Raw genomic sequence first — 25730 nt, forward strand, 5'->3', positions numbered from 1 at the left:
GAACTTAAAAAAGATGACCCCTATTCAATACAGGAATCATCTTTTAGTGGCTTAATCTCTTTTTTTATAGTGTCCTTGACATAGGTGCCAGTTTAGAAAACTCCTTCCCTTTTTATGAACCCTGGATAAGAACCCGTTCATCCCATTCTTTAGGATAACCAATAGAAGTGGGTGTAAGGACTGGATGATCGAAAATATAATCGATCGGCAATTTAAAAAAATGACCGTTACATCCAACCCTTAATCGCATATCGGGTTCATGAAAATCGAGCCTTCCTATAACTCCATAAAGCATAAACCCTTTCTCATCGTTATTATCCGTCTCGGAGAAAAACGCAGACATGGTATTATGGGAGTGTAAGTGCATAACTTGAACATATTGTTGGTTATGCAGCAGTACATGATCAATTTTCGCATCAATTCGAGCTTTACTCACCGTTTGATAAGGACATTCCATAAAATACTCCTTAGTTAGCCGGTCATAATAGATTTGAACCATTACTTCATTCTGGACCCACTCGTTACAATAGGCACGAAAAAAAGAGAGAGCCGTTTGGAGCAACGTCCCAGGAATTTTTGATAATTGAAACTGAAATCCTGGTTGAATCGGATCTAGTTCACGCACAAAATCCTTTTGGACCACCAATCGTCCTAACAAATGATCACGGATCTCGTATAACCGTCCATCCTGGCCGGCTATAATGTTGATGGATTTTGGGTTAGGAGTTTGTAAAAACTCCTTAACCCTCCAAAAGAACCCTTTTATTGCCATTAGAATCCCCCCTTAGAGGTTCCGATGACATCTGGGTATAATCTTTTCTGTTCTAGATCGTAATCCCATTTAACCCTTTGCTTCGTCATTTCGAAAAACTCTTGCGCCATAGCAGAACGAAGTTCTTCCAGAGTCACTTTTCCAGACTCAGGCATTTCTTCAAAAAAGTCGCTGACAAGAAAATGCTGAGTAGCGTAATGTATGGTAAAATCCCCTTCCACCTCTATATCCTGCTTTTTAACGGATGATGTTGGACTAGATTTTGGCTGAGGAGCTGTCTTTTTTGATTCCTTTGCACTCGTTGCCTTTTTGGATGGTTTATCTTCATCGCAGCTTGAAGGCTTGGTCGTTTCCTCTTTTTTGGATTCCTCCACTACTGCACCGAAATCAAATAGGGAAAATTGACCATCATTTTGCATCACAGGTTCCGCGGCTGTCGGTACAGTTGCGGAGGATTCTACTTCCTTCTCCTCAAGAGAATCCCCATACTTCTCGAAACAGTCGTCGCAACGTCCATTCGTCGTAACCTTTTCTTCGCCGCATTTATCACAAGCAGTGCTCTTGTTTTCCATGACTTGATCCTTGGTTTCTTCTTCACCAAAAAACATATGAATAACATTCTCTTTTGAATTATTTCCCATCTTACTTTCTCCTCTCACCAACTAATTTGGTTTTTGATTATTTCAATCCAAAAATAGTAGCTACCGTTTTCCCTGAGTCTTCTAATAATGAATCATCAAAATCCCGATTTTGAAGACTTGCAAAAAGCTCGCGCAAATTCTTCCCTCGGAACAGATGATCATTAGAGGGACTACGAAGAAATAGCATAGGCAACGTACTTAATTGATAGATATCTTGAATCTCTAAACTCCCTAACTCAGGCCAACAGGTTCTAAAATCCTGAAAAACATTCGAAAAAGGATAATGATAAATCTTAGATGTTGGCTTGACCACTGGATCTTTCAAAGCAAACACTCGACAGCTAACAATCCTGTCTGACATGACTTCAAATTCAAACCACAATTTGGGATGTCCAACGTTTTCAAAGGACGAACGATGATAATCCACGTTAATTTGCTGTCTTTCTACCTCAATCACCACGATTTTTTTTTCGTCCAATTCCTCTTGAAAGAGAACACAATTTTTGGGAAGAATCGGTGTTTGATACACTTTTTTCTTTCGGGTATAAGGGGCTAATACTTTTCGAACCCAATCTTTGCGAGATTTCTTGGCTAATTCAAAAAACATCGCTTCGATTAAAGGAATATCCTCTTCCTTTTTTACCCGAGAGAGTGTTTCCTCTAAAATCTTGGTAATAAATCTTCCTTGGGATGTTGGATCAGAAATAGAAAGTTTTTGCAAAAGGGTAATAAATAACGCATTAAACACCTCTGCATTCTCTAACTTTTTTGTCCGGTCCAATAGAAGTTTTAATAGGTTGTTAAGGCTTCCTTCATCTAGTTGAGACAAATCAAAGCGTTTGGAAATCTCTTGGAATAGTTCCACCAGTTGCTTGAATTCATAATCAACCTCGACTCGGCTCAAAAGTAACGTGAAGAACTTATTCAACTTTTCCGCTTCTTGTTCTTCCATCCATTCACCCAATGCTTCGTTGATCATTTCATCGTTATCCAGCAAAAGGTTTAACAGATCAATTGGTTCCATGGTTTCCATCATGGCAGCCAGTAATTGATCGACTTGAATTTTTCTCTCTTGTACAATAAGTCCATTAGACCGCTGTGCGATATGGACGAATTCCGTTTCCTCTCGCATCGTGATCAATGTTTCGATCATCTTTGTCCTCTCCTTTTTGGGCCTTCATTTCCTCTAGCTCCTGCTCTAGGCATTGTTTACACTCAATAAACGATTCAAGGATCGGATGAAAAAAACCAAAAGAACCTGATATCGTAATACGCAACCCGAAAGAGGTAATTTCGGTCCTGGTACACAGTTCAAAATAGTCATCCAAATATTCCTGAACCGGATCGAAGACACTCTCCAACCTTTGTTTCCATTCTTCGTCAGGAAACGTGTGCGCCAAATCCATCCATTCCTCAATAAGGGATGAACGGAGGCTAAAAACCACCGTTTGACCATAATCATGCTCTTCTTCATGACAGAGCACTGTCTGAAATAACAAAGACATCGCCTGATAAAAAAAGCTATCTTCCCTGTAATTGCATGCAAAAGGAATGTCTGGGACAGGGATTTGATTGTCGTGTAATAACTTAGCCATCACCATATTGTCCATCGTCATCTGATATTCCGATAACGTTTGATGAGGGACAAAAAGACTTTTGCTCATGGATTCCTCCTCAAAAAAATCGCCTTTTTCTCGGTGGTCTCAATTTAAGAACACTTTGCTTGAAATGGGCAATTCGATTAACTTCCAACAGAAGATTTCCGCTATTTTCGTTTTCCTCTCCCCCGCAATCATCAGGGCAATAAGCCACTAACTCTTCGAAGGCTCTTTTTGCAGCTTCAAGAGGGAAGGAATTAAAATTCACTTCTCCAAAATGAGTTTTCGGGCTATAGCAGACTAATTCGATTAGCTGCATAGTCATTTCACATTCCTCAACATCGTGTCCAGACACGCATGATTGATCTACTTTTTCCATAAAAGTATGAAGGTTTAGTCTCATCTCCATGTCTCCTTCAAGAAAATAAAAAAGGAATAGGCAATTCTTAGCCTATTCCTTCACTCTCCAGCTTGTATCGCTGTTTTTATTTACTTCGATTTTCCATCAATGATAAAAATTCATACACGATCACTCCTTTAAATTGAAATGGTATTGGGTTGAGATGTTTTTATGCAAAAAAAAACACTCATTTCATGGACCAATACACACTACTCCCTAGGAAGAATGTTCTGCCTACATGACAGAGATTGGTCACTGAAATCAGTGTTTCATAAAAAGATTATTCTTTAATCGCATGATTAAAAAGACATGTCCGTTTTGGATTTAGCCTCAAGTTCGCTTGAACAAGAGTGGAATCGAGAAATCAATATAAATATAATATTATTCTACCATTATCAAAAATAATTGGAAAGAGATAGTAGTAAATTAACGAGAAAAGGAACCCTTCTTCTAATCGCAGAAAAGGTTCCTCTTCATTTAATCAAATGTAAAACTCACTTCCTAATACCAGGTGGTCTAGGCGGCTTTATTTTTCCTTTTTAAAGGATTATTTTGCAGAATATTTTCCTGTGTATTTATCAAAAGATAATTCAATTTCACAAGGAATACAGTCTAATAATCCTAATTGTTCAATTATCATTTCTGCACATTCATCACCACTTATATGTGAGCAATTGTTTTTGTCGTTAGTAAATGCTTTTTCACTAAGATTGTAATACAAATCCTCATTGACCTTCTTGATTAGTGATACCTTGTATCCATCGATACCAATATACATTATTTTTCCTCCTTTAATTTGAATAAAATGGGAATTTTAAAAATCTCACCTACCAAGCTGTTGCTGGTCGATTTCTCAGTCCAAATTGCAAAAAAGCCTCCTTAATCTTCATCGCTACTCGATAAGCAAGCCCGACTGGAACTGCATTGGCGACTTGTTGCTGAAGAGCATCGAGCGTTCCCAAAAATTCAAAGTCATCTGGGACTTGTTGCAATCTAGCACACTCTCGAACACTTAAAATACGATCTTCCGAGGGATGCAGCAGCATGGCCTTCCGTGGATTCACTACGGTCACACTTGGTTCATCCCACTTCAACCGTTTATATTGGTTGGAATGAACGCCCTTGGGACGAATTTCAGTAGGAATATCATGAACATTTCCTCCAGGAGGTACGGCGTGTATCCGTTCTTTCGTAAGAGAAGAAGAAACACTAATATCTTTTTGATTAGCGATTCCATCATGCAGTCCTTCAAAGGCATCTCGAACTGTTGGATATTCCTCCGATTTTAACGTGGGCTCTGGTAAAGAGATCCTCCCAATTTTTGAGCCAATAAAAATGGCGCGATCCCGAACTTGAGGTGCTCCACCCACCGATGTAGCGGAAACCACCCCCGATGTAATTTCGTAATCGGATAGGGCGTGTTCAATTTCCTTTTTAAACTTTCCTCCTCCGCAAGAAAGAAGCTGAGGAACATTCTCCAGACAAAAAACAAGAGGTTGAACCGTCTGGACGGTATCTATATACTCCCGAACAAGTAAATTATTGGGATTATCCAAAAAATTCGAGTGACGATTCGCATTACTAAACCCCTTACAAGGGCTGCCACCAAAGAGCAAAGGAACTTTCGGGATTAGCGATTTCATGTAATCACAAATATTCGCCTCCACAATATGATCCCCGATGTTATGCCGATAGGTTTTCACGGCTTGTGGGTCCATTTCCAAAGCAAAGATTACATCGAATTTAGCCTGTATAAACCCTATGTCCATTAGGCCAGCACCTGAAAAAATTGATGCTGCCGCTAATGGGATCTTGAGCCAGGATAATAGGTCGAAGAGCGAGTTGCTAGAAGTGGTCGATTCTTCCTCGATGGTAATATGAGTGGGATATCCACCTACAGCTTGCTTCAATTCCTCCTGAGAAAGAATAGCTACTGCTTTAGGCTTGGCTTTGAGGTAGCTGGTAAGCTCAATTAGCTGTCCCTTTTTTTGTTTGGAAGACAAAAGGGACGTTAAGGATGCTCCTTCCGCGAAATCAGAAGATTTGACTGACCCTATCACCACGATTTGGTTCTGATAAATCTCCACTTCCAGTAGGTCACACCCTTGGAATGCCTCTCTTGCCTCCTTGGTACGAATATCAATGACCGGCGTAACACCATCAGCAAGATGAGAAACCGTATTACGCGTCTTTTCTTCAGTGGGTACAATAACCAACCGCTTTTCTTTTACATCCCATATATATTTGAAATGAGATCCTATTTTAAAATCCGTATCGACTAACTCCTTATCCTTCAGATAGATTCCTCGGTGGGATACTTTAGCAGGACGTTTTTTTAACATAACATGATCTCCTTTTCTTATAAGAAAGTAAAAAAAGAGAAAAGGGCAGTACGCACCTTTCCTCTACACTCCATTTCGATATTCTAATTTGGTCCTCCACCACGCCTAAAAGCCCCCGCAGGTAAATGCCATTTCTCCATGATCAAGTCTTCTACTCTATAAGATCGATGAAATGCCCTTTCGATATATAGATTGAATTCTTCACCTTTAGGCAATCGATCGATCGAGCCTAAATTGGCCTTTTCTGTAAGAGACATTTTAGGATCAATGGTATGACCTATTTCTTTTTCTACCTCCACTAACATCTGAAATCGTTCAGGAGCAATTTCTCTAAGCATGGCCCATAAATCAGGGGTAGAAAAGATACATGAGAAACATGAGGTTCGATTCCAACCTAATTGGTAACTGACAAGAGGTAGGAATCTTCGTTTCTCGTAGGCATCCCAAACATCCCTTTCCTTCCAATCGATGACCGGTCTCCATGCGTGTACGAGACGGGTTTGGCAATTAGATGAGTGCAGTTCACATTCTAGGTAGCGTGATCTTTGAAAACTCTCCTCGCGCCTTTCCCCTGTAACAACTAGAACCTTCTTCGGATTTTCTTTCGTCCCTTTGAATTTGGGATGATTACTTAATACACGACGAAATACATCAATCTTGATAGCAGCCGAACACCATCGGGTACGTAAGTCCGAACTTAAAGCTGGCCATTTTAATCTTGTATTTCGATATTTCTCTTTGTCTTGGCTTGGTAACCATATTTTATTCCCACTGTCATCATAATAATAAACGTCACCTGTGATTGAATCTTTCCTCAAGAGCTCCCCTTTAAATCCTCGATCTCTCCATTGATAGCGTACAGGGATGCCAAAAAATTGACCGACAGCTTCTAAATAACTCTCCGTACACGGCCAATCCATAAAAATGGGGTCGTCAGGTCCACCATCGACAGACTGGTGATAAAGTTCCACTTTCCTCATATCCACTCCTATGTCTTGTAGGTGAAAAAGGCAAGCCATACTGTCCTTTCCCGCACTTTCACTAATTAAAATGTGGTCGTAATCCTCTAAAGGCAAAAGATCTACGGGTGTTCCCTTATGCTCCTTTTGTTCAACAATGACCTCCTCGGCCGCCTCTTCAAAAGTAAACATCAATTGACTCATGATTCATCTCTCCTTTAAAAGTAAAAAAGAGAAGGAGTATCCCCTTCTCATCACTTTGGCTTTAAGCCACATTGATATATCCTCTATCAGAACTTAAAATGAGACAGCTGATTTTACCCAACGATATCTTTTGCGCCGTTTGGTGTCAGCTGCTCTACAATATCGGCAAAGGCAATACCATACTGCATCACCTTTAACGGAAATCAACGCAAAGTCATTTTGGTAGGAACACTCTCTTCCGCAAGTATTACAAGCCCTTTTCTAGGGGGTTCATTGACCATTTCGTTTCACTCCTTTTTAAAAGGAAAATAAAAAAAGGCAGTCTAAGATGCCTTCACACTCACCTATGGCTGTTTTTCCTTCCATCAGAAAAGGCTTAATTGCTCCAGTTCTTTACCAGGATTAGGTACGACGATCGTTTTTCTAGGCAAGAAAATCATCTCTTCATAACCAACCCTTTTCAAAATTTCCACCTCTCCAGACATTAAGACCTTCTCATAGATCCTTTGATCGGCATCCACCAATACAAAGTCATTTTCCTTAATGAGGGTTTGATACTTTTGAAGCGAATACTCACATGTTTCCTTTTCATTTAAGGAAAACCGAATTAGCAACTCGAAAGCATCAAAAATTTCCTGTATGGGATGAATGTTTTTTAATTCCTCTCGATAAAGCTGGACATACTCTTCTATCGTTAGTTCTCCGTTTAATAATTGAAGTTCTTGGGCTTCTGCCAGGCCACCACGCTCACCAATTATGGACCAGAGTTGATACTCCCAACCTAAGCTGAGAGGAGTCCAGTTCGGATCAGGATGCCCTTCCACCCCTTGCTGAACTAAGAGAAGAAGATCCTGACTCCCGTATTGATTCTTATCAAAAGCATAAATCCGGCGGTTATGTTCAATGATCGGCATTCCTATCATCAAATTACTGCACCCCTTCCCATTGGATAAGTTGTAAATGAGTGCTCATGAATCCATTCACCATCTCTGTTCCCCTCTCTCCGTTAAATCCTTGATTTCCGTGCGGATATTTCATATCTCACCGTTGCATCATCGGTCCAGGAGGGTGGAAGTTGCTGTAAAAGGTTACGTAATTCTCCCACTGAAGAAATACTGTATCTGTACTTCTTTTTCTCCCGGTCGTAATAATGACTCCCATAGCTGGTTAGACCGTAATGATCTATAACAGTCAGGATCTTGGTCTCTAACTCCGAGTCAGCGATTACATCCCTCTTATAAATAACCAGGCTTATGGAAAAATCCTCTAACACTCGTTCTAGTGGTTTCGCATTTTTAATCTTCGAACGGTAAATTTTGATATACTCTTCAATTTCCATGGATTTAGTATCCGTCCAACCAGCTGCTCGTTGTAAGCCACCACCCATGGTATAACCGGCGCGTGAACCCAAGTACTTCCATAGTTCTTTTTCAGAGCCATGTTCCACGAGGGACCAATCCCTTGCCCGCTGCTTATTATCTGATTCCCATACGTTGTTATCGCCTTGCTTAATAAACAACATCATGAAACCCTCATCATCTTTATAGATGGCACGATTATACTCAATGCTATAACTCATCTTTCTCTCCCCTTATCTGGTTCTTAAAAAGAAAAGAAGAGATCCGATAATAATCCGGGATCTCTTCATCTCCAACTTACTGCTCTGATTCATCATCAAAGTCCAAAAGAACAACATGGCAGGTATCACATACGACAGATACATTAACTCCACCGTACATCACACATTCAATCTGATGGCCTACATGTTCTTTTAACTCTAGATAAGACGATACGCTCATCGTAAATGCCTCCTCTACTTTTCAATTCTCTCCTCTGAAGTATCAGCCATTTGTACATCTCTCCTTTTAAGTTTGATTGGTATTTGGTATGGGGCGAAAAGAAAAAAACGCCCTTGCACAGCAACCGATTCAATTCCATACGGAATGCACTACAAATAAAGTAGCGTCAGTCACTCTGCAAGAGCGTATGTCCTTAAAGGATTAAGCCTCCTAATCGCGTGATTGGGAGTGGGGAATGAAGGAAATCATCTGAAATATATTATTATTTTACCATGGCATCTTTGAAATGAAAACAAAATACCTGGTAATTTCAGCAAATCTAGCAAATCATGGTATAATATAAACAAGGATAATAGCAGCTCCTCAAGGGAAGGTCAGCTCACCCCGATATGAAAGGGGGTGAGATATAGTGTCGGTTTACGAAGGAATAAGTTTGATGATTAGTTTTGGCTCACTAGTGGCAATGATTACATTAGCGATCGCAAACAATAACCGAGACAAAAGAAAATAGACCTCCCCTTGAGCCGCAAGCTAGGTGGAAGGTCTATTTCATTTTAGACTATTTTGAGCTGATCACCGTGAGGTGAACTATTATGCCTGCCGGTAGATGTTAGCAGCATCTTCCGGCTTTTATTTTGCTATTTATTATCTCCCATTATACACCAAAAAAAGAGAAAATCCAATTCTCATTGTTTATTCTCCTATCTATGGACCTTGTATTTTTGGTAATATAGACAGAGGTCCATATAGTACAAGGATTTTTCCCTACAATATCACTCCCTAGAAATATTATAAAGCCAAAGCGTACTGACCTTCTGGCATTTCTATGATATCGAGAGGATTTTGGAACGGAACAACAATAGGATCAACTCCTCTTTTCCTTCGATTTAGATGACTTTGTGGCCAGGATGCATATTCGTGATAAATCGCATCCAAGTCACTATCCGTTGGATTTCCACGTGTACACCACCCAATTTTTTCGGCTACCGCGAAAAAAACATCATAATCTTCATTCGGATTTTCTCTCCCTTTCTGAATCATGAGAAGCGACGTTTTCACCGACGTTCCACTATGAAAAAAAGTCTGAGTAGGAAATCCTATGACTCCTAATAAACGATTGTTTTCTATAGCCCATTTGCGGAAGGGGGTTTCCTTTTTATTGGCTAACATGCTGTCAGGGACCACCATGCCAAGAATCCCGCCATCCTTGAGATTACGTAACCCGTATTCAACAAAGGCCACTTCACTCTTAAATTTCCCTCCACTAGCAAAGTCAAAATCAACTTTTAATCCGAACGGAGGATTGCCAATGCAGTAATCAAATGGTTCGTCAAAGGTAACCTGTAATGCATCCTCCTGCAGGATGTTAGCCTTAGGATAACAGATCTGGGCGACTTTTGAAGCCTCAGACATAATTTCAATTCCAACAACATCACACGTTGAAGGGAGATGTTCAAAAAATCCACCAGACCCGCAACTGGGTTCTAAAATACGTCCTCCCTCAATGCCTAACATTTTGATAACAAACTCGGTTACATTTTCCGGGGTAAAGAACTGTCCATTGTCCCAGCCGGTTCTCACCAGGCCTCCAATACCACTGTAAGATTGTTTAATAAATTGGATTTCTTCATCCGTTAACGATTCTTTCTCAAGTAATTCTCTTACCTGTTCGTTTTGTGTAATCCTCTTCCGCTCTTTTCTTCCCATGTCATTCTCTCCCATTCTGTATGAAGTAAAAAAGAGGCAGCTAGCTGCCTCCGAATCACTCAAATTGATTTTTATTTATCAATGACTATACGTATCCCAAGGGATTCGTTATCTACTAACATATGCTCCACTCGATAATTACCCGGTTTCAATGTGAAATGGACACCTAACGTATCATCCTGTATATAGCAAGGATCTGCTGCTATCCAATCCGTCTTCTCAACCAAGGTAAAGGTATCCAACACTTCCATTTTCAGATCGGTTAGATTGATTTTTTCTCCAAAAAAAATCATGATCCCACCGTCATTTAACCGAAAAACGGGGTACATGCCATCGGCGCCCCAAGTGGAGACGATATAAGCAACATCCGGTTCTTTGGTATCGATCTGAAACTTTCTCTCATTTGTCCACCCTAAGCGATCATAAGAGTTATCCTGGATTATAGACCACATAAACCAACAATTCTCATTTCGGATACTTTCCAAAAAAGCATCGATTTCCACCACATCCTGTTTAACGAAGGCTGAGAATTGATGATGGGAGGGGCGAAATTTTAGTTTATAGGCTTCAGCTACCATCTGCATTGCTTTTTTTGCATTGCGTCCCCATATTTTTAAACCCAAAGGTTTACCACTTCCAGCTGTCCATAATTTTTGGCTGGATTCTCTTAGAATTGCCACTCTCGCAGTATCGATATAAACGGATCCCAACAATTTACTCATCAAATCACCTTTTCTCAAGTAATGTGATAAACAAATAGAGAGACTCGGAGTCCCTCTATTCCACTCAGAAACGCTTCATTTCGTGAAAAAAATTTTCATATCCTGAAGTGTTTGTTGCTTTACATATTTTTCTTCCCGAACTTGGGCTAATCGCTCTAATAATGTTCTTTCCTCTCGATCCAAGGAAAGGATCTCATTTTCCATTATGCACATCATTTTTTCATGATATGGCATAAAATCAACCGCATGGATTCCCATTTTGGGTCCTCCTTTATACGAAAGGATAATAACCGATTAACAACTCCGGATTTGGGGATTTGGCAATAGTATCTTCTCTGACGCTTTGGATCGCATCCAGATATACCTTCGAACCTTGATCTCCTGTGTTACCTCCGTATATATTACACATTGCCGAAAGCAAAGTAATTTTAAACATTTCGCAGTCAGACACATTCGTTTCAGCCGTCTTATCGATCTTTTCACATAGATCGTAGACAAATTGATAACGGTATAATGGAGCTATTTCAGCGGTATATTTCATATTGTTGTAATCACAGCTGTCACATTTAATTCCACGTATACGTAACTCAATGGCATCTTTCAATTTTTTATCCTCCCTTAATGGACCTTACACACTACGTTGACGATTTTTTGAGTGAAGTTGACGTAGTTGATTGATATTTACTACCTTTTCATTTTCGAAAAGAATGATGTCAATCTCACCCCATCTTTTCGCCATACGTTTTCTCTCTAGTTCATTTCCAAATTCAAAAATCTCTTGCGGAAAATCAAGTTCTATCGTCCCGATATGAACTGCTTTCTCAAACCCGCTATTTTGTAAATTTTCCATGGTTTACACTCTCCTTAATAAAAAAAGAGAAGTTCAATAATGAATCATTATCGAACTTCTCTCCCTCATATTTTTAGGTTATTTTCCAAAAGCTGTTTAACAGTTTTAGATATACTTTCTCAGCACATTTGCTTCCATTGCAGATACCTCACGATAGCTGTTAATCTTAACTGCCTCGCATCCGTCCTTACGGTTAAAGGAGCTAGCATGAACCTTACAGTCCGTGTTCTCTCCCCAAAAATCACTAAAATATGCTTGAATTAACTCTTTAGGATCGATACAGTTATCATCGGACTCTAAGAGATGAGTTTTGGTGACTTGGGTTTCTCCAGCAATAATCGTGTAGTCAACAACCAAACTCTTCGCTGGTTGATAGGTATACCCGACTACAGCTTCAATGATTTGTTGGAACCCTTCTTTTAATAATCCTTCTAAACGTCTTCCACGACTTCCGATGACCTCATCAAAGGCAATAGAGAAAAGAGGAAGGGTCCCGTCAAATAAAACGAAACGTGTAGCCATACAGTCAAAAGTATTTTCATCGTCACTTGCCGTGTAATGGACGAATAAAGAATTATTCGGCAAAATCCCTTCCCCTTTCAAATCATCAAAAAAGGTAGACAGATGGGTAACATGCACCGAATTAAATTCCCCCCACACTCCGTTAGAGGAATCGACATCCTCATCCAGGTAATGCTCGCGGAGATAAGACTCCACTTTCTCCATAATCGTTTCCACTTCAGTCCTTTGCTGCATTAGGTCTAACATCATACATCTCTCCTTCTTTTCTTAAATTGGTATTTGGTATTGGAAACGCAAAAAAATCGCCTCCTACTGCAAAGACCAAAAAGACATGACTATCCCGTTTAAAAAGGATAGATTCTGGTCGTTCCAGTAGAACGCGATTCTTTGAGTCAATATGAAATGGTGTCTGATAGAGACAACTTAAACTTTCGATCCGCATGGTTCGAAATAGGATAGAAAAATCATCAATAAAAATATATGCTAATTATAGCATAACCTGGAAGATCCTTCTACGTTTTTGAACCTTCTGATTTTTGTTTATTTTGGTGACATAGTTTAAAATAAGTATAATACGTATGGTTGAGGTGATCAGATGAAAAATGTGTTCCAGCCTCTATTTTCGTCCCTTATTAAATTGATTGGATTATCTATACTTGCTGTACCTATACTCGCTATCGTCCAATGGTTAACTCCAGATCATATAAAACCGTTTAGTACATATATGGAGTTTCTAGGTTTCTTATGGGAGAATTACATATTGGTATGGGGAGATTGGTTTATTATCGTCTTGTTGTCCTATAAGTTTGCAACTTCCTTATCCACCTACTATAAGGTAGCAGAAGAAATCCGAATGCGTCGTTTCATTCAAGAGGTACAACGGTGGGAACGTACTCCGTATATCCCTCCTCTTATGTTGTATTATCTGATGGCTCCGCCTGTTTCGTATTCACCATATCTTCGTGATTCAGTAACCAATACCTTTTATAAAACTGTAGTGAATAGTTTCCGAAATCGTGCTTATATGGATTTAGGATTTACAGATGCAGATCCTCAACATAAATCCCATTGGTTGAAGGTCGTAGGACTATCCAAATGGATACCTCCACTCTTAGGTGGGCTTCTCATTTTGACTTTTTTCTACCAACTCTTTCAAACAAAACCTATGAATGAATGGTTTTTAGGGTGGGAACGATTCGCGATCCCGCTACTTGTTCTGCTTGGTTCATGGATCGGCCAACAGCTTTATGCCATCATGGTAATTGGAAAAGGAAAGTTGGTAGAACAAGCCTTGTTTGAATGCTTTCAGCAAGTAGAGCCACGAATTTCATGGAGAGATGCTTTTCCTGATCGACATTATGGGGAAATTATACTGAAGGCATGGAGCGCCGCGAGTGAAAGACAACAAAGAAATTACTATGAATTCCAGTGTCGCCCTCTTCCAGCCAACAATGAATTAATTATGGATTGTCCATCTTTAGCTCCTTATCCGTTTCCATCGCAGTCTATTCCAGAATGGGCCGGGGAAATGGAGGAATATATTTATCAAGAGATTGATCGTTGGCGAGAAGAAAAGCATGATCTAGCACAAAAAGCGATCTATAAATCCAAAGGAAGAATTGTCCCCTTTGAAAAGAAGAGGAAAACAAAGTAGATAGCATTTGACACGATATTTAAATGGATTTACTATAACAATAAGGGATGTGACCCTTCACATCTCTCCTTTAAAGTATTATTTGGTATTGGGTTAAGACGTTGCTGGCCTGGTAAACCAGCAACAAGAAAAAGTCCTGAAGGATGGAACGCACCTCCTATCAGGACTTTTTTCTGTTCTAATGTAATCTCTCCCTTTTGATAAAGGTGATTTAGGTTAATTTAGCAAAGAAAACCAGGTAACCATCTTATACAATGATAATAACCCAAATGCCAAAGCTACTATTTTACGAATGATCTTCTTGACCTTCTTAACCAAAAACCATACTCCAATCAATCCGATTGCGATAAAGATATATGTGAAATCAAGATTCGAAAAATCCATCTTTTCCTCTCCCTTTCAGAATAATTTAAAATAACGCCAATTGCTGTTTGGTTATTAACGGAGGGATCAACATAGGGATTTGAAATACTCGATCATAGTTTTCTTCAAGATCCCTTAGTCCCCTAGCGTTAAATGAAATACACTCTTCTGCAGACCAGTGATCTGGTGCTTTCATGTGGCCAGCCGGTGTAATAAGTTCCCCCATCCTTCCACAAAAAGCCCAGGCTTTAGAATCACTCGAAAACCAAGGAAACTGATAAAGCAGTCTCGAACTCCCCCCTAAGAAGTGGAAGTTTGTTAGTGAATGACGGGAAAAGAGTTCTTTAAAGATCTCATACCTTTTTTCTTCGGAAAGGTTGACGCTGCCGCCGATCCCGATGACTGGATGATCTTGTTCCGTTATCATCTAGATCGAGCAACTCCCAAGGACTTTGAACATGCCAAATTTCGATGGGTTTTAACCCCATGGATTTTAGATAGTCTGTATTTTCCTTTGTAGCATCGGGATCCCCCACCACATCTAAGGTGAAATACCCGAATAAGATGTCGTCTTGATGCTTAAGAAGGAATTGTGCATAAGCCTCTACTTCAATCGGCTCCACGTCTTTTCCTTCTTCAGCTGCTCTCCATGCACTAAAGGCGCCACTATCTACCAGTACTTGTAAACCTAACCTTCTACAATGATACTTCCAATTTTCATTCGGATCGTCTCTCATGGAAAAATAACTCATCAGAACAACATTAAATCCCTGTTCTTTGGCTAGTTCTAAATCCCGAGGACTCCTCTCTGCCGATGAGGGAAAGTATCTCGTACCTTTTAGGCTAATTCTAAGCAGGCCAGAAGCCGTTTTTACGAGCTTAGCGATATCAAAGAAGATGATCCTTAAAAGACCCATCAAAGCACTATTAAAACGGCTATATGGCTCCAATTCCTTCCGTGTGGTAGTACGCTTGTGGTAGATAAATCGAATCGCTTCCCTTAACTTCTTCCGACTAATCGGATTTATTTTCTTTCCTTTTTTGGACCGGAAGAAAAGTGCATCGGATTTCACTTCAATAATGTCATTTAAGCATCCCTTACCAGTGGGAAATTCGTAACGGCTGCCAGCATGTACACTCTTTTTCAAGCGGTTAAAAAACCAGCGTTCTTTTTTCTGAGCCTGAATATCAAAATGGTCCATGTTCTCACACTCTCCAGTAGGAAAATTAGTCAATTAGGACAAAAGCCGTGGAGAGTCAATCTTTGATCTTCACGGTTTAATGAATGATTTTTATTTACTCATTACCGATTTGGAATGTTTAATGCGAATCAAAAACCCTTTTTTCTATAAATTGAGGGAAATGAAAAGGGAGAAAGTAACGAATTACCTTCTCCTTTTTTCTGTGTAATTAACGATTTTTTATTGAAACAAATTCTTCTGCAAACGCTGTATTGCTTCGCTAATACTCTCATCCCCATCAAAAGGATATGTCCAAATAAACTCTTCTTCGTCACCAAAGGGATCAACCTGACAAACAACAGCATAACCATCCTCCGTTATACCGTGATCATCTCCATTTTCCTGAAGGTAATTTTCAATAACCGTTTGGAATTCTTGCATAAGTTCTTGGTTATTTTTACGTGCAACACCCCTTCGAAGAAGGCCATCATCAATTACCATTAAGACGAGGCAAGGATCCTTCATTCCTCTCTCTAGGAGCCGTTTCACCTCTAAAGGTTGCATCCTCATCTCTTCCTCTTCATGTACATCTTGAATCCCATTAATGGTTTCTCTTTCAACTTCCAATTGCATTTGGTCTTGATTTTTCATGTCATCTCTCCTCTAAAAAATGGTAGTTATTTGGTATTGAGGGCAAAAAAATACACCCACACAAGCGTTCACCAATCGTTCCTCATCATAAGGAATGTTCTATCTTAATTAGATAGAATTGATGCACCCTTGTTTAGGTGTATGTCCGTAAGGATCAATGCTCCATTTGCCGCATGGCTAAGAGTAAAAGAAAGTCAAAATTAATATATGGTTAATTATAACATAATGGTTATTAAGTTGAAAGATACCCTACTAAGGGTATCCTTTAACTCATCATTCGACTATCTTAATTTTTGTTTTTCCTGGCAGTCCATCGTTTTAATGTTATTATCATCATTTTTGGTCCTCTATGAATTTAAAAGTGTTTCGTGGGTTCGTCCATGTGGCTTGTGCCTTTAAGAAACCACTCTCATCGCCTTCAATCCACTTTTTCAATGCCTTGCCATCTTGAGTAAGAACATCGTTGACATCAAGCCCGTGATCCTCCGCAAATTGCTTTAAAATTGGAATTGAAATTTTGGGACTAGGATCCCCTGCAACGAAATCCCATTTACCACCCTTAATAGAAATAGGATTTTTATGATTCTTCACATGTTTTTTCAATCCCTCTTTCATTCGTTTTAGTGCCTTTTCCTGAATGAGAATAAATTCACCGATTTTGGCAGCTTCTTCGTCATTCTTCGCGATACCATCACCTGGTAAACCATTCACCATCCCACCCGCACATAACGTTGAATAAGGACAATGCTCACATTTTCCTCGATCCGTTGTCATGGCCCAATCGTTTATATTAAAGGGATCTCGTCTTTCGATTTCCTGGATGGTGTTGCAAGCCCAATCCTTTGCTTCCTTTAGAACATGATCTGTGAAGATGACCTCGGTATCAGAATCCTCCGGGCATCGGGGGAATATCAGCCTTCCCTTAAAATGGCTACCAACCATCTCTCCACGCATTTTCTTAAATAGATAGGCGTAAAGAGCTAGTTGTTTAGAATCTTTTGCTTCATAGGGATACCAGCTGGTCTTAAAATCACAGATTAACACTTCATCCTCAATCGGGTTATCTATAACGATATCTAAATAGAGTTGAATCAATCCGGCATCTGTTTCCACCGTAAGATGAAGTTCCGAAACCATATCAGAGTAATCATTCTCAAACGCTTTTAACCGAGCATACGCCTTTTTCACCATCGAAGTAATATAAAAATCTCGTTCGCCTTCCGGAAGCCCATTTGCTTCATGGATGGCAAAAAACGCTGCTTCTTCGGGGCTGTAACCTTGTCCAATCACCATTTCCATTGCTGCATGAAAGATTTTCCCGATAGTCATGGGTCCATTTGGTGGATAAGGTCTACCCTCGATGTACTTATGGTAAAACTGACGTTCACATGTTTCGCTAAACATGGATAATCGGCTGTAACTATATACCGGTTTTGTCATGGTTAAAAGACTCACTTTCAACATCCTCCTTTCTAGTCGGATCCCAAACATAATGAGATGGATCAATAGGAGAGAAGCCGAACTTTTCTAACTGCTGGCATTCAAATGGTTTCACTTTGGCTAGAACAGGAGATTTTACATGCCAAAACAAATACCGAAGCAGCTCTTCTTGAGCGACAACCGTTCCCTCAATACGATAAATGGTAGGGATCAATCCCCATTCAGAGCTAGGATCAATATCAAAGTAATTGCTGAAACCAATTAGAAGGCTTCCTTCCATATTCTTGTTATGAAAAAAACGATATTCAGAAAGACCGTTCTTATTTCTCTTTTGAATCCCCACAATGATTTCTCCCTCTCACATTAAAATTAAAAAAGTCATCTCCCCAAAGGGGAAAATGACTTTATTTTTCACACTATTTGACTTAAAATTATTACAGATCTACTTTAAAATGGTAAATCATCATCTTGGATGTCTATTGCTCTTCTATCGTTTTGAGGAGGATTATTGTAACCAAAATCATATCCTCGGTCATTTGAAGATGCTGATGAATTTTCCCTTCTCTCTCCTGTAGGTGAAAGAAATTGAACATTATCTGCCACGACTTCAGTCACATACACACGTTTTCCCTCTTTATTGTCGTAAGAGCGAGTTTGTAAACGTCCTTCCAAACCGGCCTGTGAGCCTTTCTTCAGGTAATTAGCGCATAACTCTGCTAACTGCCGCCAGGCGACAATATTTATAAAGTCAGCCTCGCGCTCACCTTCTCCATTGGTAAATGTACGATTTACTGCAAGCGTAAAAGTTGCAACAGCCACCCCAGACGGTGTGTACCGTAATTCGGGATCTTTTACTAATCTTCCAACTAAGACAACTCGATTAATCATTTTTCATCTCTCCCTAAAATTATATAATAATTTGGTATTGGTGTACCAGCATTTAAATCGTTGGTACAATTAAAAAAGGATTCTATGCACTTAGCACAACGGGCTGCCTTTGGCCTGTCCGAAGATCAATCTCCACAGGTAATTTTGAGGAGTGTATCAAGAGATCATCAAGACCCTTACCATCGGATGCATTCCATGTCCAAATGACTACCTCGATTCCTAGCTTCAGTAGTTCTTGGGAAAAGCGAACTAACTGTTTAAAGACCTCTTCATTCCTGCCATTTATCTCCTCTTCCTTGTAAAGGCTATCGGTATCATAGGCAATAATGAATTTTTTAGTTCCCCATCTTTGGATGGTTGGAATGACTTCCTTGAAATTACCAACCCCTGGAACACCAATGACAGGCATTTGAAGACGATTGCTTGCAATGGCGCTTTTATGCTCTCCTTCTGTGCCGATGACTACATCCATACGGAAAATATCCGTAATATCAGTGCCGGGTGTCCATAAAGCTAGTTGTTGGGCTGGCACTACGATATTCAGAGGTGCACCAGATGGAGCTCCACCTTTTCTCATTCTTTCCGGGTCCGTTTCCATTTGGATGTTCGGCGCAGAGCTAAACCAAATATACTTGGGTTTTCCATTTGTGGCTACTCGCATACGAACAATTCGCCCCAATTCATCTCGGACTGGGATAAAATACCCTCTATTTACACTTAGGGTCCAGTACCAATCTTTTTCATTGGATGGATCGCCATCTTGTTTTAGACGCTGCGTAAACCCAGGGATTCTTTCTAATGATTCACCATCCTCCTGTAACTTTTGGATGATGGATGAAATTTCATCGGAGGTGGCAGGAACCGACCGCAAACCGAGTTTTAACACATGTTCCTTTGTGTATTGCCGCTTTGGGCCGAGCCACTCTTCTGCATGGTCACGATAAATTGGACACATCTGTAAAAACTTCCGGTAAATTCGATCACAGGTATCCGCATCCCTGGCCTCTACTTCCTCAAATTTGTGAGCTTTAAAGGAAGTTTGAACCCTCTGAGATTGAGCTGCAGCTCGTCTGGAATTACGTTTTGACCCTTCTTCTGTGATAGAAATACCCATCAGGTTCGCAATTCCTACCACCGAATCAACAAAATGCTGTTTTGGATCCCAGCTTCCAAATACTCTCCAAGCATAATACTTGATCGCATCAGAACCTTGAGCTCCGCACCCTCCTCCGCCAAAACACTTCCATCCATTCATGTTCGATTGAATGTATGTATCCGGTGTTTTTTCGTGGTGTGCTGGATTCGGGCAATAGACTTGAAAAGACGAACCGATCTGTTTCGGATTATCGCCCATCCTAGTTGCTAACTCCAATGTGCTCACACTTTTTACGCTGTCAATGGTATGTTGAATAATACGCATGAAGTACCTCCCTTTAAGATTATTTGGTATGTGAGTATTTTGATATAAAAAAATACCCATCTATGGAATCGATGTTGTCTTGAAAAATAGACAGATCAATCCCCATAGATGGGTATTCTTAGGCAAAAGCCGTTTAAAACTCTCCGTTCGCGTGAACAGGAGCAGAAAAAGAAATCAACATAATAATTATGGTAATTATAGCAAAGAAGAAGAGATTTGTTAATAACCAAAATCTTTTCTTATAACTTCGTGCACAGATTAAGTTACTGAACTAAAGATCCCGTTAGCTCAATAAGAATGTCATTTTTTAAGTGATTTTCTTATAAATTCATCACCTAAAAGCAGTACGATTGAGCAAATGATTAAAAACCACCAACCCAAACCTTTCCAGTAAGTTGTTGCTATAACGGTCATCACGAAATACCAACTTAATTTAACCAACCAATATAAAAATCTCATATTAACTCCCTTTTCAAATGAAATTTCTTATTCAAAACTGCCCGTTACCGCAGCAACCAAGCAGGGGATGGATCTCGATACTGTTCCCCCGCTATCGACTCTCCTCGTTGAATGAAATTCATTCACTGTTTCTTTCTCCCGTAACTTGGTTTTAATTTTTTAGGGTCTAAAATAGAGCCACGAGATAGTTTTCTTAAAAAAGCATCAAAATCATTTGCTATTTTTATTTGTTTCCATTTTTCATTATCTGATAAGTAATCCTCGTAAAAGTAAACTACTGAGGGATTTTCAGTGTTTTCCTCATAGTTTAAAGTAATCCAACTATGATAATCACCCCATAGAATTATTATAGATTCAGGTAAACCAACCTCATTAATCCAATACTTCGAAGCAAGGATACCTACACCATTTTGTTCGCCTTCAAAATCAATTCCGTATATCTCTGGAATTGTAAATCGTTCCTTAGCGTTTTCCTCAAGAAAAATGTTTGGATATTTTAAAATACCACCGTTATGTTCTTTCAGTAATTCTATATATGATTGAGGAAGTTTAACACCTAATTTTTCTTCAGCAATACTAATCTCTAAATCCGATATAGGTTTTTCGCCTTCATCCCAAAATTCACATTTACCTTTATAGAACTCCAAGTTATCACCTCATTCATATATCCTTAACCTATGTGTTATTAAACTATCGATCATCGTTAGTTGAACAAACTAGCGTCCCTTTACGATTGGCCGTTAGTGTATCAATGTTTATGAGCAAGAATATTGATAAGCTTACCAAACGGGTCACGGACATAGAATCGTCGAACACCCCAAGGCTCATTAACAGGCCCATATTCTATCGGAAATCCAGCTCTCTTCATGCCTTCTAATGTAGCATCGACATCATCAACTTCAATCGATAGATCAGGCGTAGGCGTTTCTGAGCCACCCTGTGAGGCGAAACTAATTTGAATGTTCATCTCCTCGTTTAAACCATAAGTTCTAATCCAACCATGATCCATCATTAAATCAAGGCCGAGCACATCCTGGTAGAAGCATTTAGCTGCCGTGATATCCTTCGTATTTATATTGGCGACGATTCGTTTGACCTTCATTTCAAACCTCCCAGACATAAGCAGATTGTCCTTCAATATAAAATACATTCGACATATAACAGTTAATTCTTCTTTGATATTAACACAAATCCCCGTTTATTCCGTTATTCTGCCCTTTAGCGAAGTAAACAAAAAATTACTTTTCATTATATCCTAGTATCCCTCATATTTAACCAATAACATAGTATAATAATAGCGTTAGATTAATGGAGAATGATTAGAATAATAAAGTCACGTCAATAATATACTTTTTTAAATACCCCTTTTTAAATACCTCTTTTTAAATACCCATTACGGTCCTTTCTAATCCTTCCCTATTGCAGGAATACCAAGGGTTTCGAGAGTTGAACAAATAGAATTAAGAAAGGAAAAAATAAATCCCACAATGAATAAAATAAATTTCACAATACAGTTATAAATATCAACAGTTTTCACTTAAAAATCCTCAATTTAAAATCTAAAATCCACAGAAAATAAAGATGCTGTATGCAAATAAATGTAAATAAAAGTAAATAAAAGGTAAATACAAAATAAAAAAAAGCGAAGGAAATGGGACGCATCTCTCATTTCACTTCGCTTTTTTAGGTAGCTTCTACTTAATAAGAAAGAAAGGGCACGACAATAGCCGGCCACCCATTCATTTTAAAAAAATAGGATCGCCGGTATATCATGAAAAGGAATAACTCGAAAGGAGTCTTCTATAGGATTCTTCATTAGAAATTCCCTCAAGTGAAGGATCTTGTTGCTGGTTAGGGGAATGGATGTTATCGTCATCTTCTAACCAGTTATAAAAAGGAAAGGGCTCTGTAATTTTCTGTTGTTTTTCTTCCTGAGATTTTTCTTCTCTTTTTAAGGTTAAAATTAAGCAATCTCGAACCTTTTCCAGTTGTTCTAATTGGTTGCTAAAACGGTCCACCAAAGTTTGAACACCAGAAATTAGTAAATCTTTGGTGGTACGTAAGGCTTGTTTTGTATTTATAATCGTTTTTTGTATGGTAGGAAGGATCTTTTCTTCCAAATCTTTTAAAACGGCACGAAGATAGGGAATGACTTCGTTTTTCGTCTCCAGTTGATAGAGTTTGAAGGAAAGCAATACCTTGTCCAAGGCAGACTGAACTAACTCCAGTCCAATGGACCCGAGGTTATCGAAATAACGCTTTTTAAGTTCAATAATCTTCCCCTTGGTTACATCGGAAAGTAAATCACAAGTGGCAGTAACTAAATGGTTATCTAACCATTTCATTTCTCCTTGATTATGGAGTGGGTCTACATCAAACTCCTCGTTCAGACCGGTTACTTTAAACCATTCAAGGCCATTCTTTGCAGTCTCAAACTTTAAGAATGCCTTTGCTTCTTCAAGAACATCTAAAGCAGGCTTTTTACTATAAAGGTTCAATCTTCCATCGCGTTCATTGGCGGATTTGTGATATAGACTGGAAATAGCCATTTCCATTTTCATACCGGGGTTATAAACCCCTCTCCAAAGAGCATACAGAATAAAGCGTTGTGTTTGCACGCTTAGATCCCTGAATTTTTTAGATTCTAGGAAAGGATAATGACGAACATAACCTTCTTTAAAATCGTTTGATGGCACATGCTTTAATAAATAAATTTGATTACATTCCAAACGAATAATGTTTTCTTTTTCAGCTGCGTCTATAAACTTATAGATTGTTTGAATATCGCACTTCATTTCTTGAGCCAGTTCTTCTTTGGTGAGTGGAACAAGTCCATTTACGCACACAAATCGAGATAAAACAAAATGAAATTGCATACGAAGGGGACTATAATTTTTTGTATAGTTCGGATCACATAGGTCACGATGGATCATTCCACTCACCTCCTTTTTTTGCCTGTACTCTACTAAAAACATCTTGTCGAAATATGATAGAAATAATATAGCAAACCTTACCAATTCCGCCAAACAGAGTACAGAGGGATATTTAAACGGAGTACAGAAGGATATTTAACGGAGTACAGAGGGATATTTAGAAAAAAACGGAGTACAGAGGGATATTTAACGGAGTACAGAAGGATATTTAAGGGAGTACAGAAGGATATTTTGAAAAGCGACGGAGTACAGAGGGATAAAATCAATTTCCAAGTTTTAGTAGTTGGCATAAACAGAAAACTCAATAAATAACGGAGTACAGAAGGATATTTAACGGAGTACAGAAGGATATTTAGAAAAAAACGGAGTACAGAGGGATATTTAAACGGAGTACAGAAGGATAAAACAGGGTTAATAAAACTTAAAACTGGAAAATAAATATTTTTCGACAAAAAATTCATAATGGTGTCTACGGAGTACAGAAGGATATTTAAACGGAGTACAGAAGGATATTTAAACGGAGTACAGAAGGATATTTAAACGGAGTACAGAAGGATATTTAAACGGAGTACAGAAGGATATTTAAACGGAGTACAGAGGGATATTTGAACGGAGTACAGAGGGATATTTGAACGGAGTACAGAAGGATATTTAAACGGAGTACAGAGGGATATTTGAACGGAGTACAGAGGGATATTTGAACGCAGTACAGAGGGATATTTGAACGGAGTACAGAGGGATATTAAAAATAGGAGCTATCGCTCCTATTTTTAATATCTATTATCAACTAAGAATATACTCTTGTCTGCTTTCATCTAGATTTTCTAGAATATCATCTGAAGGTGTAATAAAAATATATTTGTATGATCTCCCTTCCCGAACAAGTTCATATCCAGAAATAATTTCATTATCGACTAGTTCGTTGAGAGATTTTTTTATTCGATCAAGAGACTTATGCCTTGGCAATTCTGTTAGGTTTAATGTAGCTATAAGTTCATCTATTTTGAGCTGATTTGTATCGTCAATTATACTAGCAATGAGGGGATAAAGTAACTTTGATGTTTTGGAACTTAAATCCTGATAGGCTGAGAGACTAATTCTTGCGATGTTTCCAGCTGTTAATCCATTGTGAAGATACTCATTAAATGTAATAAATACCCGTTTTTCGTCCAAATCAAAATCGGCAAATTGAATAACATTATGGATTCTTGTCCGATAAGGTTTTGAAACGTCTCCGGACCTATAATCATGCATAATAATAGATGTTGTTGCTAATTTGTTTAGACTTGTAGTAATAATTTCATAGGTTCCACCATCTTTTTGGCCTTCAATAATATCACTTAGTTCACCAATATGGAATTCAAATTCCTTTTTATTGCCTTTTATCTCCCAGAGCTTTTGTAAACCAACAAAGACCTTAAAATCAAATGTAGTTAGATAACCCCCGTGATTAGCCGAATATTCAACAGTTCGGTAACCTGACCTAGTTTCAACAATATGTCCATGTTCGTTCCTCAAAGAGACCAGTGTTTTCTCATTTGGGGATGTACTGGAGAAAATAGGAGCTAAACCATAGTTTTTCTCAATCGGATCCGTTCTTTTTTTAGATGATTCCTGTCTTTTCTTTAGAGCTTCCTCGACTATTTCTTTACGGAATTGAAATAATTTCTTCCTTGAATGCATAGTGGATGAATCGAGCTCAGACATAATGTTCTCGCTCATTTTTAGTAGCTCTTCATTTATGTAGAGAAGCGTCTCCTTTAGATTTGCAGAGTTCTCATTTTTTAATTGATTTGCTATCTTTCTTTTTATAAATTGTAACTCGTTAAATTTTTTTTTGGACGTTTCTTCACTAAGAAGTTCTTCAGATTCCATTGTGGAACCTTCAAGTATCCCTATTACCTTCTTAGACAATGTGGACCACCTATCTTTCAATACCTCTTTAGATTCTATTTTATCATGTTTCTTTAAAGAAGGATTATAGATTGTGACCATTTTTATAAACTCCTTAAAAAAAAGAACCGGATACGATCCAAAAGGCATACTTTCCCCTAAGGATTTATCCGGTTCTCCCGCGTCTAATTGTATTTTATTATCTTTAATTATGATCAAAATTGAAAAATTTGTCAATCCAAATAGATTTTTCTGCATTTATATTACTTCTATCGGAATCTTTTGTGGGAATGTTTAGAAAAGAGGGCCGCCGTCATACTGACTGTGCGACC

Annotated in this window: 31 protein-coding genes; 2 read left to right on the forward strand and 29 right to left on the reverse strand. The window is 38.8% G+C overall.

Annotation, left to right across the window (positions count from 1 at the left end):
• Positions 1 to 112: 112 nt before the first annotated feature.
• From J2Z37_RS08570 to J2Z37_RS08620, 11 genes are all read right to left on the reverse strand, one after another.
• Positions 113 to 772 carry a Mov34/MPN/PAD-1 family protein gene (locus J2Z37_RS08570; RefSeq protein ID WP_209809847.1) on the reverse strand — a complete coding sequence of 220 codons (660 nt, stop codon included), beginning with the start codon at positions 770 to 772 and terminating at the stop codon, positions 113 to 115.
• Positions 772 to 1413: a hypothetical protein gene (locus tag J2Z37_RS08575; RefSeq protein WP_209809848.1), complete on the reverse strand. Its 642-nt coding sequence runs from the start codon at positions 1411 to 1413 to the stop codon at positions 772 to 774. The genes J2Z37_RS08570 and J2Z37_RS08575 overlap by 1 nt, the downstream gene beginning before the upstream one ends.
• A gap of 37 nt (positions 1414 to 1450) precedes the next feature.
• Positions 1451 to 2566 carry a hypothetical protein gene (locus tag J2Z37_RS08580; RefSeq protein WP_209809849.1) on the reverse strand — a complete coding sequence of 372 codons (1116 nt, stop codon included), beginning with the start codon at positions 2564 to 2566 and terminating at the stop codon, positions 1451 to 1453.
• The gene (locus J2Z37_RS08585) at positions 2502 to 3077 is read right to left on the reverse strand and encodes a hypothetical protein (protein WP_209809850.1); all 576 of its coding nucleotides are present in this window, start codon (positions 3075 to 3077) and stop codon (positions 2502 to 2504) included. Before J2Z37_RS08585 ends, J2Z37_RS08580 begins: the two co-directional genes overlap by 65 nt.
• Positions 3078 to 3087: 10 nt before the next feature.
• Positions 3088 to 3414: a hypothetical protein gene (locus J2Z37_RS08590; RefSeq protein WP_209809851.1), complete on the reverse strand. Its 327-nt coding sequence runs from the start codon at positions 3412 to 3414 to the stop codon at positions 3088 to 3090.
• Between the two features lie 544 nt (positions 3415 to 3958).
• Entirely contained in the window at positions 3959 to 4189 is a 231-nt protein-coding gene (locus J2Z37_RS08595) for a hypothetical protein (protein ID WP_209809852.1), read from the reverse strand.
• A 49-nt stretch (positions 4190 to 4238) separates the two neighbouring features.
• Positions 4239 to 5753, reverse strand: a complete 1515-nt coding sequence (locus J2Z37_RS08600) for a DNA cytosine methyltransferase (RefSeq protein WP_209809853.1) — start codon at positions 5751 to 5753, stop codon at positions 4239 to 4241.
• An 83-nt stretch (positions 5754 to 5836) separates the two neighbouring features.
• Positions 5837 to 6916, reverse strand: coding sequence for a phosphoadenosine phosphosulfate reductase domain-containing protein (locus tag J2Z37_RS08605; RefSeq protein ID WP_245203681.1), 1080 nt, complete (start codon positions 6914 to 6916; stop codon positions 5837 to 5839).
• Positions 6917 to 7281: 365 nt separating this feature from the next.
• Entirely contained in the window at positions 7282 to 7842 is a 561-nt protein-coding gene (locus J2Z37_RS08610; protein WP_209809854.1) for a hypothetical protein, read from the reverse strand.
• An 80-nt stretch (positions 7843 to 7922) separates the two neighbouring features.
• Positions 7923 to 8495, reverse strand: coding sequence for a hypothetical protein (locus tag J2Z37_RS08615; RefSeq protein ID WP_209809855.1), 573 nt, complete (start codon positions 8493 to 8495; stop codon positions 7923 to 7925).
• Positions 8496 to 8571: 76 nt separating this feature from the next.
• A complete protein-coding gene (locus J2Z37_RS08620) occupies positions 8572 to 8715 on the reverse strand; it encodes a hypothetical protein (RefSeq protein WP_209809856.1) in 144 nt (47 codons plus the stop codon).
• 409 nt (positions 8716 to 9124) lie between these two features.
• Here J2Z37_RS08620 and J2Z37_RS25480 point away from each other — a divergent pair, with 409 nt between their 5' ends.
• A complete protein-coding gene (locus J2Z37_RS25480; protein ID WP_342453802.1) occupies positions 9125 to 9226 on the forward strand; it encodes a putative holin-like toxin in 102 nt (33 codons plus the stop codon).
• 278 nt (positions 9227 to 9504) lie between these two features.
• Here J2Z37_RS25480 and J2Z37_RS08625 read toward each other — a convergent pair whose 3' ends face one another.
• The 6 genes from J2Z37_RS08625 to J2Z37_RS08650 form a co-directional block, all read right to left on the reverse strand.
• On the reverse strand, positions 9505 to 10422 hold the full coding sequence (locus tag J2Z37_RS08625; RefSeq protein WP_209809857.1) for an HsdM family class I SAM-dependent methyltransferase: 918 nt from the start codon (positions 10420 to 10422) through the stop codon (positions 9505 to 9507).
• A gap of 71 nt (positions 10423 to 10493) precedes the next feature.
• The gene (locus J2Z37_RS08630; RefSeq protein ID WP_209809858.1) at positions 10494 to 11144 is read right to left on the reverse strand and encodes a hypothetical protein; all 651 of its coding nucleotides are present in this window, start codon (positions 11142 to 11144) and stop codon (positions 10494 to 10496) included.
• A 75-nt stretch (positions 11145 to 11219) separates the two neighbouring features.
• Entirely contained in the window at positions 11220 to 11402 is a 183-nt protein-coding gene (locus tag J2Z37_RS08635) for a hypothetical protein (protein ID WP_209809859.1), read from the reverse strand.
• 13 nt (positions 11403 to 11415) lie between these two features.
• A complete protein-coding gene (locus J2Z37_RS08640) occupies positions 11416 to 11748 on the reverse strand; it encodes a hypothetical protein (protein ID WP_209809860.1) in 333 nt (110 codons plus the stop codon).
• 24 nt (positions 11749 to 11772) lie between these two features.
• Positions 11773 to 11994 carry a hypothetical protein gene (locus tag J2Z37_RS08645; RefSeq protein WP_209809861.1) on the reverse strand — a complete coding sequence of 74 codons (222 nt, stop codon included), beginning with the start codon at positions 11992 to 11994 and terminating at the stop codon, positions 11773 to 11775.
• Positions 11995 to 12099: 105 nt separating this feature from the next.
• Positions 12100 to 12762 carry a hypothetical protein gene (locus J2Z37_RS08650; protein WP_209809862.1) on the reverse strand — a complete coding sequence of 221 codons (663 nt, stop codon included), beginning with the start codon at positions 12760 to 12762 and terminating at the stop codon, positions 12100 to 12102.
• A 349-nt stretch (positions 12763 to 13111) separates the two neighbouring features.
• On the opposite strand from J2Z37_RS08650, the gene J2Z37_RS08655 reads away from it, so the two are divergent.
• Positions 13112 to 14170 carry a hypothetical protein gene (locus J2Z37_RS08655; protein ID WP_209809863.1) on the forward strand — a complete coding sequence of 353 codons (1059 nt, stop codon included), beginning with the start codon at positions 13112 to 13114 and terminating at the stop codon, positions 14168 to 14170.
• Between the two features lie 216 nt (positions 14171 to 14386).
• Here J2Z37_RS08655 and J2Z37_RS08660 read toward each other — a convergent pair whose 3' ends face one another.
• The 12 genes from J2Z37_RS08660 to J2Z37_RS08715 all read right to left on the reverse strand — a co-directional run bounded on the left by J2Z37_RS08660 (position 14387) and on the right by J2Z37_RS08715 (position 25656).
• Positions 14387 to 14554, reverse strand: coding sequence for a hypothetical protein (locus J2Z37_RS08660; RefSeq protein ID WP_209809864.1), 168 nt, complete (start codon positions 14552 to 14554; stop codon positions 14387 to 14389).
• Between the two features lie 25 nt (positions 14555 to 14579).
• Positions 14580 to 14960 carry a hypothetical protein gene (locus J2Z37_RS08665; RefSeq protein WP_209809865.1) on the reverse strand — a complete coding sequence of 127 codons (381 nt, stop codon included), beginning with the start codon at positions 14958 to 14960 and terminating at the stop codon, positions 14580 to 14582.
• Positions 14887 to 15735: a hypothetical protein gene (locus J2Z37_RS08670; RefSeq protein WP_209809866.1), complete on the reverse strand. Its 849-nt coding sequence runs from the start codon at positions 15733 to 15735 to the stop codon at positions 14887 to 14889. Before J2Z37_RS08670 ends, J2Z37_RS08665 begins: the two co-directional genes overlap by 74 nt.
• Positions 15736 to 15954: 219 nt before the next feature.
• Positions 15955 to 16365, reverse strand: a complete 411-nt coding sequence (locus J2Z37_RS08675) for a hypothetical protein (protein WP_209809867.1) — start codon at positions 16363 to 16365, stop codon at positions 15955 to 15957.
• 333 nt (positions 16366 to 16698) lie between these two features.
• A complete protein-coding gene (locus J2Z37_RS08680) occupies positions 16699 to 17820 on the reverse strand; it encodes a PD-(D/E)XK nuclease family protein (RefSeq protein WP_209809868.1) in 1122 nt (373 codons plus the stop codon).
• Complete coding sequence (locus tag J2Z37_RS08685; RefSeq protein ID WP_209809869.1) at positions 17786 to 18148, reverse strand: hypothetical protein; 363 nt, start codon at positions 18146 to 18148, stop codon at positions 17786 to 17788. Before J2Z37_RS08685 ends, J2Z37_RS08680 begins: the two co-directional genes overlap by 35 nt.
• Positions 18149 to 18252: 104 nt before the next feature.
• Positions 18253 to 18693 carry a single-stranded DNA-binding protein gene (ssb, locus tag J2Z37_RS08690; protein WP_209809870.1) on the reverse strand — a complete coding sequence of 147 codons (441 nt, stop codon included), beginning with the start codon at positions 18691 to 18693 and terminating at the stop codon, positions 18253 to 18255.
• 82 nt (positions 18694 to 18775) lie between these two features.
• Complete coding sequence (locus J2Z37_RS08695) at positions 18776 to 20113, reverse strand: DUF3854 domain-containing protein (protein WP_209809871.1); 1338 nt, start codon at positions 20111 to 20113, stop codon at positions 18776 to 18778.
• Between the two features lie 581 nt (positions 20114 to 20694).
• The gene (locus J2Z37_RS08700; RefSeq protein ID WP_209809872.1) at positions 20695 to 21219 is read right to left on the reverse strand and encodes an SMI1/KNR4 family protein; all 525 of its coding nucleotides are present in this window, start codon (positions 21217 to 21219) and stop codon (positions 20695 to 20697) included.
• Positions 21220 to 21320: 101 nt separating this feature from the next.
• The gene (locus J2Z37_RS08705) at positions 21321 to 21674 is read right to left on the reverse strand and encodes a VOC family protein (RefSeq protein WP_209810105.1); all 354 of its coding nucleotides are present in this window, start codon (positions 21672 to 21674) and stop codon (positions 21321 to 21323) included.
• Between the two features lie 667 nt (positions 21675 to 22341).
• Positions 22342 to 23505, reverse strand: coding sequence for a hypothetical protein (locus J2Z37_RS08710; protein ID WP_209809873.1), 1164 nt, complete (start codon positions 23503 to 23505; stop codon positions 22342 to 22344).
• Positions 23506 to 24288: 783 nt separating this feature from the next.
• The gene (locus tag J2Z37_RS08715) at positions 24289 to 25656 is read right to left on the reverse strand and encodes a replication initiation protein (RefSeq protein WP_209809874.1); all 1368 of its coding nucleotides are present in this window, start codon (positions 25654 to 25656) and stop codon (positions 24289 to 24291) included.
• Between the last annotated feature and the right edge of the window lie 74 nt (positions 25657 to 25730).

Origin of the sequence: Ammoniphilus resinae, assembly GCF_017873965.1 — a bacterium.
Taxonomy (GTDB): Bacteria; Bacillota; Bacilli; order Aneurinibacillales; family RAOX-1; genus Ammoniphilus_A; species Ammoniphilus_A resinae.